Raw genomic sequence first — 14,543 nt, forward strand, 5'->3', positions numbered from 1 at the left:
TAACCTTTCCTCCTGACTGAAAGTGCTTTACAACCCGAAGGCCTTCTTCACACACGCGGCATGGCTGCATCAGGCTTTCGCCCATTGTGCAATATTCCCCACTGCTGCCTCCCGTAGGAGTCTGGACCGTGTCTCAGTTCCAGTGTGGCTGATCATCCTCTCAAACCAGCTAGGGATCGTTGCCTTGGTGAGCCATTACCTCACCAACTAGCTAATCCCACTTGGGCCAATCTTTAGGCGAGAGCCGAAGCCCCCTTTGGTCCGTAGACGTTATGCGGTATTAGCAGTCGTTTCCAACTGTTGTCCCCCACCTAAAGGCATGTTCCCAAGCATTACTCACCCGTCCGCCGCTCGTCAGCAAAGTAGCAAGCTACTTTCTGTTACCGCTCGACTTGCATGTGTTAGGCCTGCCGCCAGCGTTCAATCTGAGCCATGATCAAACTCTTCAATTAAAAGTTTTTTGTCTTTCGACAGCTCAATGAATTCTGAATTTATTTAATATCTTTCGATATTGAATTGACTGTGCTGCAATTCCTACCGAAGTAGTTATTGCTGTTGGTCACTCAGTTTCAATTGAGACTCTAATTTTTTGCCTCGCTACCTAAGTAGCTTGGCTGTTAGAACTCAATCTGTACGAGTGCCCACACAGATGATTGCTTTATATTGTTAAAGAACGTTGCGATTAAAGTGTTTACTTTATCTCGCTAGGGCTGCGCATGTTACGCTTTCCAATTTTTTTGTCAACACTTAATTTTAAACTTTCTAAAAATCTAAACTCAAGTTTTACTCGACTTACTGAGTAGCTGCTTGCCTCGCTAAGCGTTGCCTGCTCTGCCGTCTCAGTGGGGTCGCATTATAGGGAGAACAGATTTTTACGCAAGCGCTTTTTAAAGAAAACTTGAAATAAAACTCTGTTCGCTCAATGTTTGTTCTAAACAGTGCAAAATAGATACTTAATTTACGTTTTACTAACTTTAAGCAGGTTTCTAACATAAAAAAGCCCAGTGAATATCACTGGGCTTTCGCTAAAAGACTTTAAAAACCTATTAAATTAAGCGATACCGTATTGCTCACGGTAAGCTTTTACTGATTCCAAATGTTCATTCATTGTACCTTTGCTTTCAAGGTAGCTTATAAGGTCAGCAAGTTTTACGATTGAAATTACTTTAGTTCCAAAGTCACGTTCGACTTCTTGAATAGCAGACAACTCTGCTTTACCTTTCTCTTGACGATCAAGGGCTATTAACACACCACTTAAATCAGCACCATTTTGAGCTATAATTTCCATTGATTCACGGATAGCAGTTCCAGCAGTGATCACGTCATCAACTAACATGATTTTACCTTTTAGTTCAGAACCTACTAAAGTACCGCCTTCACCGTGTGCTTTTTTCTCTTTTCGGTTAAAGCAATATGGCACATCTTTATTATAATGATCAGCAAGCGCTACAGCGGTAGTCGTCGCAATTGGAATCCCTTTATACGCTGGACCGAATAATACATCATAATCGATAGCTGCATCTTCAAGCGCGGCAGCATAAAAGCGACCTAGACGAGCAAGATCACGCCCGGTGTTGAATAAGCCTGCATTGAAAAAGTAAGGGCTAGTACGGCCTGATTTTAAAGTAAACTCGCCAAATTTAAGCACCTGCTTTTCAAGGGCAAATTCAATAAACTCTATTTGATAATCTTTCATTACTATTAAACCTATTACTTTATTAAGCTAATGCTTGTTTTTGAACGTCAATAATTTCACGGATTGAATGTTTTGCTAACGTAAGTAGCTCATCTAGTTCATCAAACGAAAATGGTTCACCTTCAGCTGTGCCTTGTACTTCGATGATTTTACCTGTTTCAGTTAGAATTACATTCATGTCTGTCTCAGCATCAGAATCTTCTAGGTATTCTAAATCACTAATCGCTTGGCCTTTATAAACACCTACTGAAATTGCGGCTATCATAAACTTAAGAGGATTAGAGTTAATCATACCTTTACTACGCATATGTGTAAGCGCATCAACCAAAGCAACACATGCTCCACTAATCGATGCAGTACGTGTACCGCCATCGGCTTGGATTACATCACAGTCAATTGTAATCGTGTTTTCGCCTAGTGCTTTTAAGTCAACAGCGGCACGAAGAGAACGCGCAATTAAACGTTGAATTTCCATAGTACGACCGCTTTGCTTACCACGCGCCGCTTCACGGCCATTTCGAGTATGGGTCGAACGCGGTAACATACCGTATTCCGCTGTGATCCACCCTTTACCTTGGCCTTTCATAAAACGCGGTACACCTGATTCAACTGTTGCTGTACACAGTACTTTAGTATTTCCAAATTCAACCAACACAGAGCCTTCAGCATGTAAAGTGTAATTACGTGTAAATGTAACCGGTCTAATTTGGTTAGGTGTTCTTTCGCTTGGACGCATTAACGATCCCCTTAATTCATAATTTGCCATATTATAAGTGTATGTGAGTACAGATGCCATGCTGATTTAAATAAAAGCCAATTGAAAAAAATTTCCTCTAGAGCTTGTGCAGTGATACGGTATAATCAATTTAATATTGTATAAACAAAACTAGGAAATCATTCATGATCCACAGTATGACTGCTTACGCGCGTCGCGAAATTAAAGGCGATTGGGGCACTGGCACATGGGAAATTCGTTCAGTAAACCAACGTTACCTTGAAACCTTTATTCGCGCACCTGAGCAATTTCGTGGCATGGAGCCTGTTATTCGTGAACGCCTACGAAAACACTTACAACGCGGTAAAGTTGAGGTCTTTTTAAAATTTGTCGCCAATCCTGCGCACGTGGGTGAACTTTCAATTAATGAAGCCTTGGCTGCACAACTTATTAATAGTGCTAAATGGGTGCAACAGCAAAGTAATGGCGACATTAACCCAGTAGATATTTTACGCTGGCCTGGTGTGATGGAAGCAGAAGAACTTGATATGGACAGCGTTCACACAGCCCTTATTTCTGGTTTTGATCAAGTGGTTGAAGATTTTAAATCAGCGCGTGGTGATGAAGGCGCCAATCTTGAAGAAATGATAGCCACTCGCCTTGACGCTATTTTGGAGCAAGTTGCTGTTGTTGAAACTCACATGCCAGAAATAACAAAGTGGCAACGAGAAAAACTAGCTCAAAAACTAGAAGATTTAACAACTACTATTGATGAGTCTCGTCTTGAACAAGAACTTATCTACCTTGCACAAAAGCAAGATGTAGCCGAAGAGCTCGATCGTTTAAAATCGCATGTCAAAGAAACTAAAAAAATTCTTAAAAAAGGCGGGGCTTGTGGCCGTCGTTTAGATTTTATGATGCAAGAGTTTAACCGCGAAGCAAATACGCTGGCCTCTAAATCAATTAATAGCGACATCACTAATGCCGCTGTAGAGCTAAAAGTATTGATTGAACAGATGCGTGAGCAGATCCAAAATATCGAGTAGAAATTAGCACAGTTAAAAATGGCCGTAATTATTAGTTACGGCCTTTTTTATGCTGTACATAAAATTTTTATAGTCCAGAAAGAGAGGCCTTTAATGTCTCAAATTTAATCGGTTTTGTTAGCACTTTATTCATCCCGACTTTAAAGCAAGAGGCTTTGTCATCAGTTGCTGCGTTAGCGGTAAGTGCAAAAATAGGAATATCACTCAAAAGCTCATTGCGAATAAATTGTGTTGCAGTTAAGCCATCCATCGTTGGCATCATAATATCCATGAGAATGAGATCAAAGTTTTTAAGCTTCATAAATTCAATCGCTTCTGCACCATCATTGGCAATTGTTACTTTATGATTTAACTTTTCTAAGAACGCTTTAATAAGTAATTGATTAGTTCTGTTATCCTCAGCAACAAGTACACTGAGTGTCGAGCAGTTTTGTGATGATACGTTTTCTACCTCACTTTCCAAGGCTGTATCAAATGGAATTGCGATGCTAAATGTACTCCCTAGACCTAACTGTGTCTGAACATCGATTGTACCATCCATTAATTCAATTAAATTTTTAGATATACTTAACCCTAACCCCACGCCTTCATCTTTTCTATTTATGCCATCATTGACTTGTCTAAAAGGCTGAAATATTAATGCGAGATCTTTTTGGGCTATTCCTACTCCGGAGTCTTTCACTTCAAAATTGAGTTGAGCATTTTCGATATATACTCTTAATGAAATACTGCCAGACCGGGTATATTTAAACGCATTGCCAATAATGTTAAATAGAATTTGTCCTAATCTAAATTCATCCCCCATGATAAAAGTAGGTACTTGGTCATCAATACTAATGGAGAAAATAATATCATCGCTATCTTCAATAATATGTAATTGCCCTACTATGTTTTCTATCAATAACTTTACATTGAGGGGTTTATTCACCAGTAAAATTGTACCCGATTCAATTTTCGAGAAATCGAGTACATCAGTAATCAAACCGTAAAGTATATCGGCACTGGAGTTAGCATAATCAAGCCACTGACGTTGTTCCACCGTTAGTTTAGTATCTAGAAGTAGCTCAATAACACCCATAATTGCATTCATAGGGGTACGTATTTCGTGCGACATGACGGTTAAAAATTTAGATTTAGTTTTACTTGCATCCTCAGCTTTTAACCTTGCGCTTTCTAGTGCAACCTCTCGCTCTTTGGAAAGAGTAATATCCTTTGCGATTCCCAAATACCCTATAAAATGGCCTAACTCATCAAATTGTGACTTACCATTTAATGAAACCCATAAACGTTGCGAAGCATTCACCTCAAACTCAAAGTTGTTAAAGTCTTCGCAATCTTCTACCATTTTTGAAAAGCGTTGCCATTTATCAATATTTTGTTGTTCTTTATGGGTAATAATAGAGGCTATTTTATTATTTAAAAATAATTGCGCATACGTGTTATCTTCACTCTCAATATTGTTCACGCTTACAAATGTCATCTCTGAATCTGTTCGCCAAAACCACTCACTCGCCAGTTCTTTGAACAAAATCGATAGCTGAGTCAGGTTATCTAACAGCAAAACTGATTTATTTGATTGATCATCTAAACGATTAAAATTGAAAAAAGCGAACACGACTTGTTGTAAATAGATCTTTATCATCGCAGATTGCGCGACTTTATCATGCCCTACCGTGTTTACATTTGTGAAAATATATAAAAAATGCCCCACTTCAAGCTCAACGCTTATTATTAAACAAGCCTTTGTATTGCGCTTTACTCGCTCATCTAAGTATGTAAACTCCAACTCTTCTGTTGCATTTTGGCAAAGGCTAAATCCATTTTTGAGAGCCTGTGAGAACAACGCACATTGTGGCCATTTATCAATATAAAAATCATGATTACTGGTTGCAACCACGGTGTATTGAGTGCTTTCTTTTTGCAAAATAATACAATCTTGATACTTCATCAATGGATTGATCACGTTATGCACCGAAGTAAATATATCTATTTCATCTTTACATTGAGATAGGCTCGCAAGGTATAGCTGTAAATCATTAACCGTAATGACATCATTGTGTTGCATGAATGCTCTCCGTTTAAAATGCATCGCGTTTTGCAAAAATTTGCATTCATCGATCTCATCACTCTTAAATATAGAACAAAATTTACTATATATCATTGAGTTAATATTTATTTGAAGATGGAATGATTTCTGCTTAATAGTAATAAGAGAGTTCTATGAGGCAAGAATATGAACATAGTGTGTATTGGTGGAGGTCACGGGTTAGCCCAGGTTTTAAGTGCGATAAAACCTGTATGTCATCAGTTGACGGCGATCGTTGCAACAACTGACAATGGAGGGTGTACTGGTAAAATCAGGCAATCACACGACTGCATTGCTCTTGGAGATATAAGACGCTGCTGTGTCCAGCTCGCGAGCAAAGCTAACAATACGAAAAGCATCTATGAACATAGATTCACCAACGGCGCTCTTAAAGGCCATTGCCTAGGCAATTTAATACTCTTAAATATGTTACAAAAAGCACGTTCAGCTACCGCGGCAGTGGCTGAGTTTAACAAGCTACTGAATAATTCTGAGACGGTACTCCCGATGTCTGAATCACCAACTGATTTGGTGGCAGTACTTCACAGCAAAGAAGAAGTTTTTGGCGAGTGCGCCATCGATGCATTAAACTCTTTACCTGAAAAAATATACTTATCTAATAAAGTATCTGCATCGCCCGGCTGTGTTGACGCTATCTTAAATGCCGACTTAGTCATTATTGGTCCTGGAAGCATTATATCCAGTGTGATGCCTGCACTATTAGTCGAGGAAATACTAGACGCGATTCAAAACACCTCAGCATGCCGTGTTTTTATCGAAAACACTGTTGATGAAGACAGTGTCATGAAGCATAGCGCAAGCGCTGGAGTAGATTGGTTACAAGCACAATTAGGTAGCAAAATATACGATTTAAGCATTTCGCCCTCAGCTATTTCTGAAATATTGAATATTGATTCATGTTACAAGAGTGACTGCGGCCATTTGCACGATATTAGTGAACTAAATCATGTGTTCTCTGCTTTTTTAAAAAGCTCTATGCACAAAGGTATCCAATCTTAGGGCTCTTTTATAAGTGATTGTATTTGTGCAAAACTAAGTTTGCTTTGAGATTCTGCTTTGGTTAATAGTTGTTGTAGTTCAGAGTCGATGCCAACTTGCTTGACCCTTGTCTCAATTTGCAAACACGTTTGAGCCAATTGAGTTGCGCCAAAACTATTACAGCTACTTTTTAAACTGTGAGCGTTTATTTCTATCTCGTGAGAATTAGATGAATTAATCATCTCTTTCACCAGTTTTTGAGATTCGCCAATAAAAACATGGATTAGTTCGATGGCTAAGCTTTCGCCCACATCTGATTTAAGTTGTTCAATTATGGAATTATCAATCATAGCGTTCTTTAGGAGTTATATATGAATTGTCATGTCGTTTTATTTGTTGACTCATCCATGATTGGTGGTATTGAAACCCATATATTGGAACTATATAAGCTGCTAAATAACAATCATGTTGGTTGCTCTGTATTATTTTATCAAAATCATCAGAATCAGGAATTCTATAAACTACTAGATAAAGAGAAAGTAGAGTATACCTTTGTTAAAGGTACACTCAGCAGCCTGATAAAGCAATTAACTCAGTATGATAAACAAACAGTTATTCACACTCACGGCTATAAGGCGGGTATTTTAGGTCGTGTAACATGCAAACTTATAGGCCGACACTGTATTAGTACCTATCATGCGGGAGAAGTTGGTACAGGCAAAATGTGGTTATACAATAAATTGGACCTTTGGCTATCACGCTTTTCGACTAATTTTGCAGTGTCTAATAAAATTAAAAATACAATTCACAATGCAACGTTGCTTGAAAATTTTATCGATCTCCCCCTTATTAAACCTCAATACGAATCAAGTAAACCTCTCAGAGTCGGGTTTGTAGGCCGATTATCTTATGAGAAAGCACCTGATATCTTTTTTTCATTAGCTAAAAACATGCAAGAGAATCTGAATGTTAGCTTTCATCTTTTTGGTGATGGACCAATGAAGAAAGATATCCCAGAGCTTAACAATCTTCACTACTACGGATTAGCCAAACGAGATGACATTTGGCATAAAATTGATGTGCTACTCATTTGCTCCCGTGAAGAAGGCTTACCAATGACGCTGTTAGAGGCGATGGCTGAAAATAAGCTGGTGATTAGCAGCCCAGTTGGCGCTATACCGAGTATTATTAATCATACCAACGGGCTGTTAATGAGCGAGGGAAATGAACAAGAGTGCCAACACTGCATTGAAACACTACTGACACTGACACCTGAAAACAGAATATCAATGACGCGTAATGCTTATACAGTGCTTGAAGAGCGGTTTTCAGGTAAGAAACAACTTTCATTACTGCTCAATGCTTACAATACACACTAACTAAGAAGCATTTTCCTCCCACCCTTTAATTTTTCTATAAAGCGTTGACGGGCTAACATCTAATAATGCAGCCGCTTTAGGAATATTACTGGCACAAATATCAATCACTCTCTCAATGTATTCTTTTTCAGCTAACCAGAGTGCTTTCACCTCAGTTTCTGCTTCTGGCAACGCTGTAATTACTTCTATCGGAGCACTCACTGTAGGCTGTTTTTTAACCTCACTCAGCTGCGGTGCTTTAATGTTATTGTTGGGCAACGTTGGAAGCATAGTGGCATCAATAAGCTCTTGCGGATTGAGTACTAATATATTTCGAATTACATTCTCTAATTGCCTTACATTACCCGGCCAATCATATTGATTGAATATTTGTTTTACATCCTGTGTCATCGATTTATATGGGTGGCTTTCCTCTTTCGCTAGTTTGATAAACAACGCTTCTGCTATTTCAATAATATCCCCTTCTCGCTCTCGTAAAGGGGGTAGCTCAATTGGAATAACATGTAATCGATAGTATAAGTCTTCTCGAAAACGGCCAGCTTCAACCTCCGCTAAAGGATTTCGATTTGTTGCACAAACGAAGCGCACGTCCACTTTAACTTCTTTTTCACTGCCCACTAACTGATAGGTACCTGTTTGGATAAAACGAAGTAACTTACTTTGTAAGTTGATATCCATCTCACACAACTCATCTAAAAAGAGAGTTCCACCATCAGCTTGGCCAGCAGCACCTGAGCGATTAGCAATTGCCCCTGTGAAAGCACCTTTTAGGTGACCAAATATTTCACTTTCAATAAGATCTTTTGGAATTGCAGCACAATTTAAGGCCACAAAGGGTTTATTGGCCCTGTTTGATGCTTGATGAACTGCGCGTGCACACAGCTCTTTCCCTGTTCCACTTTCTCCCGTAATAAACACCGTCGCTTTACTCACTGATGCAGAACTAATGATTTGATACACAGATTGCATTTGTTTTGAGCTACCGATCAAATCAAAATAACGACCATTTTCATACGTGTTTTTGTAAGTGGTTACTTTTTGTTTTAGGTCTTTAATCTTTAGTGCGTTATTTATGGTGATCCGAAAACGATCCGCTTCAACTGGCTTTTCTAAAAAATCACTGGCGCCAAGTTTAATAGCTTGGATAGCCATTTCTTTGGTGGCATGCCCCGTTAATACGACCACTTGAGGGGAATGTTCTGGCTCTAATTGCGCTAAAATATCCAAGCCATTCATATCAGGAAGCATAACATCGAGTACAATTAGATCAGGCTTAACTCGGTCAATAATTTCTAATGCAGTGGCGCCATCATTCGCAAGCAATGTATTCACGCCGGTAGGAAGTAAATATGCTTGGTACATCATAGCTAATGACTGGGTATCTTCTACAATCAAAATTGTCGGTGGCATTATCCTTTCCCCTTAGCTATCCACTAAAAATTACTTTATTTATTATTTGCCTAGCGAAATTTAAGTTAACTATATAAAGCCAATTAAATCAAATTCAATTAATGATCACTAAAGAGGCATCGTCCACTTCTTTTGACAGAATTACCTGCGAATTTTTCCATAATAATTGCGCGAACTCTTCTGCAGAATCCTGCTGAGGGGGGATTATTTTTTCCAATTCAGCTATTTCGTCCATATCCGCACATCGGTTTTCTGTCCATCCATCGGTATACACTAACAGATGTTCTACATTATTTAATTCAGCTTCATACTGTGTATAAGTATGATCTTTAGAAAGGCCCAGTAATGGACCCGTCCCGGTAAGTTGCGATACGGACCCATCGTTATAAATGACCACTGGCGCAGGGTGACCTGCATTCAACCAATACAGCTTATTGTCTTTTATAAAACAAATTACCAGCGTCACAAGACTCGACTTACATAACTGCTGCTTATAAAGCGCATCGTTCAGTGCGCTTAACATATCTTGATAAGGTAAACCCGTCGCTAAAAAGCCACTTATAAACCCTTTAATTGCAAAGCTTTCTTTTAATGCTTGTAATCCATGCCCCATCATGTCGCCAAGTATAAAAGCACTGCCTTCATCATTTATCGGCATAAAGAAGTCGCCACCATTGCCCACACTGATAGAACCAAAAATATGCGCTGTTTTTTTATTCGCTAGGTGCACTTTTGCTGGTGCCTGACCAAATGTACTTTGATACGATAAATAAGCGAACCGATGTGTTACACGCTCAATACTTTGTAATAGCTTATTTTTTTTAACGGGTTTAATTAAGTAATCATCAACACCTAAACGGTTAATTTTACTAATGACTTCTTCACTATCATCACCCGTGAGCATGACGACAGACAATTGAGATTTAAGATTCGACCGATTTAACTTTTCTAATAGCGGCTCACAAGTACCATTTTTTAGCTTATGATCCAGCAGCAGAATACTCGCATCCGACGTTAATATTGCTTGCCAACCTGCGTCAATATTTTCACATGTAATGACTTGAAACTTATCTTTTAAATAGGCTTTCATCAGTGCAAGCTGTGTAACATCATCATCGACATAAATGACGCAAGGTCTTTTATCTATGTGGGTTAAAGGAAACGAGAAAAAGTTTTTTGACTCAGCAGTTTCATAGGAAGCATCAGCGAAATAATGACGAATTAATTCAACCCCCATTCCACCTTCTACCAGCTCTTCAGAGTCTATTTTCCAGGAGGAGTCATTTTTTTCAAATAAGTTATAAGGCTTTAGTTCATCAATAAAGGTTAAGGTATATGAATCACTGCTAACTTGGCTAATACGCACAGTGATCCATTGTTCACTGCCTTCATTATGGCGAATAAGATTAGTTAAGTATTCCGTTGCAACCAACCCAGCTGCATCAGACTCATCACGCTTAACAGATAAAGCCCCTAATACATGCTTAAGTACTTGGCGTATTTCGGTTAATGTTGGCCAGAGTAATTCAAAACGTCGTTCAAATAAAATATCCATGCAGCTCTCAATAATGTTTAAACAGCCATTTTTGTTTGTGTATTTTATTTTTTAATAGTGTACACAACTTAGGCCATTTCTCTTTTCTGCTTTCTAAGAACAACAATATTCTTTCACCTAAAGGTGCAAAATCATGTTGGCTGACTAACACTTTGATATTGCTGTGCCCTGCTTGTTTGAGCTCACGAACGCCTTCACATAATGACTCTTCATCATTGATGCCCAAACCAACAGTAACCAGTGTTAAGTCACTGCAAAGGCTAATTGAATGTAGAGGTACATTGTTACGGTTAAGTTTTAAAGCAGGCGACATATCCAACAAAATATAATCATACTCTTGCTTCAAGCGAATGATTGCTTCATTTAAAACCTGCTTGTTTTTTGCTGACTCAATAGCCGATAAATTTTTGATAGTCAGTATATTCACTTCTTTGTAAGGAAGCACACTGAGCTGACATGAAATATCATCAAATCGCCACTCATTCGTTAAGTTAGGTAAATGCTCATCAATATTAAAAGAACTTATCGGATTTAGATCGATGATAAGAACCGATTTATTTTGGCTTTGTAAACGCCTTGCTATGCTTATACATGCGCTCGATGAGCCCTCCGCACCATGTAATGAGATAAAGGTCACGCAGCGAGCATTGTCATCATTTATGGTATTACAGATTGTTTCTAACTCATGAAACTGCTCTGGTATAATTTTCATAAGCTCACCACCAACGCAATAATGGTAATAAAGTCAAGGAAGTTATCTTTGAATTGGCTGAGTAAGTCTTGGCCTTTATCTGGCACATACAATGTATCACCAGCGCGTAATACAGGGATGTTGGCTGAATTGGGTGATTTAATAAATGCCTCTAAATCAAATACCCTTGATTGTTCTTTACAGCAAGAGTGATTTACAACAACAATCTTATCAATTAACGCTGAATTCAATGGCCCGCCAGCTTCTGCCAATACATCAAGAATAGACATCGTATCATCAAAATTATAACGGCCAGGCTTTTGCACAGCCCCCATAATACGAACAACCCGCTCTTTTGGTGTGCGTAACCAATCCTTATTTTTCTCAGGAATAAAAATAGTATCCCCAGGCTGAACGTAAGGAAACAGTGTTTCATCTCCTGTTTCAAAATAAAGCGCTAAATCAAGTTTACTCACCCGTGCTCGATTGCTATTGCGGTGTGTTACGCGAATATTCCGAATATCAGCATTTCCATTAGGCCCATCTGCCGCTGCAAGAATATCAATGAAATGCATATTCTCATTGAAAGCATATCGACCTGGAGACCCAACTTGCCCCATGATATAAATTGACTTACCTGACTCTTGGCGTATCCACTGTGATTTATTATCTGATGGATCAACCGGTAACTCTTCCACGATAATTGTATCCCCGGCGTTTAAATCAGGTAAAGCGGTTCGCCCGTCAGTGATCGTATATTTTTCCAAATCAAAACGCTGAGTAACATCACCCTCTCGAATAATTTTGATGTCATTGATGTTTGCACCTTTTGTTGGACCACCAGCATGTGCTAGCAAATCAGTGAAGTCCATTTCATCACTCCACTCATAGCGTCCGGGAGACTGAATTGCACCAATAATTTTTATTGCACGCTTAGTGGGGATCTTTAACCAGCTTTTTTCATTTACGTCTGTTTTCTCTGGCACAAAGATGACATCGCCAGGGTTAAGATCAGGCACTTTCACTGTTTGCGTACCTTCGCTGTAACCTTGCAAATCAAACAGAATACTTTCACCTTTGGGAGTGAGTATTTTTATCAGGCGCGTTTCAGCAAATCGAGTCGGTCCACCTGCATTGGCTAATATATCTAAAAAGTTAGTACTGTCTGCCGCTTCATAGGCTCCGGGCTTTTGCACTTCTCCCATGATGTAAACAGTACGAGACGTAGTATTCACATCATCTACCATGATGGGCACATAAATGGTCGAACCAGCTTCTAACTGTGGCATGCTATTTACAGGCTTATCAAGGTACGCTTTTAAATCAAATATCACTGGTGATTCATTTACAATCACTCTAATTTTGGTTACATCGGCATAACGCGTCACCCCTTCAGCACGCATTAATGCATCTAAAATGGTCATTTTTTCTTTAAACGAAAAACTTCCTGGGTTATGCACTTCGCCTAATATGGTGATAGCACTTTTATCGCTGGCGTCACCCGTTGCACTCAGCGTTTGAGCGTCAAAATCTATTTGTACATTGCCTAATAAAGGAGATACAGGCACAAAAACAGTGTCTTCACTTTTAAGCTTAGGTAGCAGACTACTATTTCCCGTGTCTAAGTAAGCCTTGTAGTCAAACTCAATAACCTCGTCACCACGTCTAATCTGTAATCTGTCTAGTTGGGCACCGGGCTTTAATCCATTGGCTTTAGCAATAACCATTTGAATATTACCATCGTCAGGAATGCTCACTTGCGATGGATTTATGACATAACCCATAACATTAATAAAAATATCACGGCTACGTATTTCTACGTAAAAGTCATCTATAGCAACGTATAGCTCTGTTAAAATAGGCTTTAATTCAGCCTGAATTTGTGCAGTCGTTTTATTAGCAGCATTAAATTGCCCGACTTCAGGAATGTTTATCTGCCCATTTTTATCGACTTCAAATAAGCCATCAAACTCAGCTTCTCCCGGTATATACAAGAACAGTTTATTACCGACTTGAACTTCAAGTTCATCAGTAACGGGGTTTGCAAAACCAGGGCTTATCAAAAATAGTAATATCAACATAGTAAAAATGGTTTTCATGGCACTACTCCTTTTTACCTGCAATAATTTTTGTCCATTTAACCAATGCTTTTTCTTTTTTATCTTGCGGGTTTTGGTTATTTGCATCGAGTATGATTGCTTCAACTCGGCGATCTGAATGACGAGAGCTGTCGTTTGGGGTTGTCTCGCTGTAAGGCTTTAAACTCCCTTGCGTCAACGTTGTAATACTTACTTTAGGCACGCCGTATATCACCAACCATTGCTTTACTGTTTCAGCACGCTTTAGTGCAAGCTCATAGTTACTGTTCGTTGTACCCACTCTATCTGTATGACCCACGAGTAAAATATTGACACTTTCTAACTGCTTAATTAAATCGGCGGCTTGGGCAACCCTAACTGCATATTTAGGCGTTATTTCAAACGCATTAAATGCAAATTGATTGTCGCTGTTAAGCAAGTCCGACAATTGCTTTTTAATCGTTTCAAGCGCTGGTTTTGTGATACTTACCGATGCACAATCTGTAAGCTGACGCACAGTATCAAAGTGATTAGTAAGTTGATTCAGTGCATGATAATGAAGTAATAAATCATGCTCAGCGTCTTGCCACATTTGCGCTGAAATTAAACGACGGATCCGATTCTCGTATATTTGTGCTTTGAGTAGTTGAGCAGGCATACATGCCTTAATATCTTGTGATTTTAATAGCTCAAGTTTAAGCACTAAATGCTCAAACTCGCTGGTCACAACATCTTCAGGTTGTGCATAGTTACTATCGTATAACTCATCTTCAAGCGGGTAGTTTTGATATTTTTCGGCCAGTCCCCCTTTACCGTGCTCAGGCCAAGAAGAACACCCACCTAACAATATAATAACGGCTACGATGACATAAGATCTCATTATACTCT

At 39.0% G+C, this 14,543-nt stretch carries 12 protein-coding genes and 1 rRNA gene; 3 read left to right on the top strand and 10 right to left on the bottom strand.

Annotated features, from left to right (window positions below; genetic code table 11):
• The 3 genes from ATS75_RS09820 to rph form a co-directional block, all read right to left on the bottom strand.
• A 16S ribosomal RNA gene (locus ATS75_RS09820) occupies window positions 1-452 on the bottom strand; the annotation flags it as partial.
• Between the two features lie 599 nt (window positions 453-1,051).
• Window positions 1,052-1,696, bottom strand: a complete 645-nt coding sequence (pyrE, locus tag ATS75_RS09825; protein WP_058560282.1) for an orotate phosphoribosyltransferase — start codon at window positions 1,694-1,696, stop codon at window positions 1,052-1,054.
• 22 nt (window positions 1,697-1,718) lie between these two features.
• On the bottom strand, window positions 1,719-2,432 hold the full coding sequence (gene rph, locus ATS75_RS09830; protein WP_058560283.1) for a ribonuclease PH: 714 nt from the start codon (window positions 2,430-2,432) through the stop codon (window positions 1,719-1,721).
• 164 nt (window positions 2,433-2,596) lie between these two features.
• Here rph and ATS75_RS09835 point away from each other — a divergent pair, with 164 nt between their 5' ends.
• The gene (locus tag ATS75_RS09835; protein WP_058560284.1) at window positions 2,597-3,457 is read left to right on the top strand and encodes a YicC/YloC family endoribonuclease; all 861 of its coding nucleotides are present in this window, start codon (window positions 2,597-2,599) and stop codon (window positions 3,455-3,457) included.
• A gap of 67 nt (window positions 3,458-3,524) precedes the next feature.
• Here the strand turns inward: ATS75_RS09835 and ATS75_RS09840 are convergent, their stop codons facing one another.
• On the bottom strand, window positions 3,525-5,522 hold the full coding sequence (locus ATS75_RS09840) for a response regulator (protein ID WP_082665455.1): 1,998 nt from the start codon (window positions 5,520-5,522) through the stop codon (window positions 3,525-3,527).
• Window positions 5,523-5,690: 168 nt separating this feature from the next.
• Between ATS75_RS09840 and ATS75_RS09845 the strand changes: the two genes are divergently transcribed.
• Window positions 5,691-6,563, top strand: a complete 873-nt coding sequence (locus ATS75_RS09845; protein WP_058560285.1) for a gluconeogenesis factor YvcK family protein — start codon at window positions 5,691-5,693, stop codon at window positions 6,561-6,563.
• On the opposite strand, the gene ATS75_RS09850 is transcribed toward ATS75_RS09845, so the two are convergent.
• Window positions 6,560-6,892 (bottom strand): Hpt domain-containing protein, encoded by a 333-nt coding sequence (locus ATS75_RS09850; protein WP_058560286.1) that lies wholly within the window; start codon window positions 6,890-6,892, stop codon window positions 6,560-6,562. The genes ATS75_RS09845 and ATS75_RS09850 overlap by 4 nt on opposite strands.
• A gap of 21 nt (window positions 6,893-6,913) precedes the next feature.
• On the opposite strand from ATS75_RS09850, the gene ATS75_RS09855 reads away from it, so the two are divergent.
• Complete coding sequence (locus ATS75_RS09855) at window positions 6,914-7,921, top strand: glycosyltransferase family 4 protein (RefSeq protein WP_058560287.1); 1,008 nt, start codon at window positions 6,914-6,916, stop codon at window positions 7,919-7,921.
• On the opposite strand, the gene ATS75_RS09860 is transcribed toward ATS75_RS09855, so the two are convergent.
• The 5 genes from ATS75_RS09860 to ATS75_RS09880 all read right to left on the bottom strand — a co-directional run bounded on the left by ATS75_RS09860 (window position 7,922) and on the right by ATS75_RS09880 (window position 14,535).
• Entirely contained in the window at window positions 7,922-9,331 is a 1,410-nt protein-coding gene (locus ATS75_RS09860) for a sigma-54-dependent transcriptional regulator (protein WP_058560288.1), read from the bottom strand. It lies immediately after the preceding gene.
• A gap of 94 nt (window positions 9,332-9,425) precedes the next feature.
• Window positions 9,426-10,886, bottom strand: coding sequence for a SpoIIE family protein phosphatase (locus ATS75_RS09865; protein WP_058560289.1), 1,461 nt, complete (start codon window positions 10,884-10,886; stop codon window positions 9,426-9,428).
• A 7-nt stretch (window positions 10,887-10,893) separates the two neighbouring features.
• Window positions 10,894-11,598 carry an AAA family ATPase gene (locus ATS75_RS09870; protein WP_058560290.1) on the bottom strand — a complete coding sequence of 235 codons (705 nt, stop codon included), beginning with the start codon at window positions 11,596-11,598 and terminating at the stop codon, window positions 10,894-10,896.
• Entirely contained in the window at window positions 11,595-13,658 is a 2,064-nt protein-coding gene (locus ATS75_RS09875; protein ID WP_414858284.1) for an SLBB domain-containing protein, read from the bottom strand. Before ATS75_RS09875 ends, ATS75_RS09870 begins: the two co-directional genes overlap by 4 nt.
• Window positions 13,659-13,680: 22 nt before the next feature.
• Window positions 13,681-14,535 carry an OmpA family protein gene (locus ATS75_RS09880; protein WP_058560292.1) on the bottom strand — a complete coding sequence of 285 codons (855 nt, stop codon included), beginning with the start codon at window positions 14,533-14,535 and terminating at the stop codon, window positions 13,681-13,683.
• Window positions 14,536-14,543: the final 8 nt, after the last annotated feature.

It is taken from the genome of Pseudoalteromonas sp. H105, assembly GCF_001469215.1.
GTDB lineage: Bacteria > Pseudomonadota > Gammaproteobacteria > Enterobacterales > Alteromonadaceae > Pseudoalteromonas.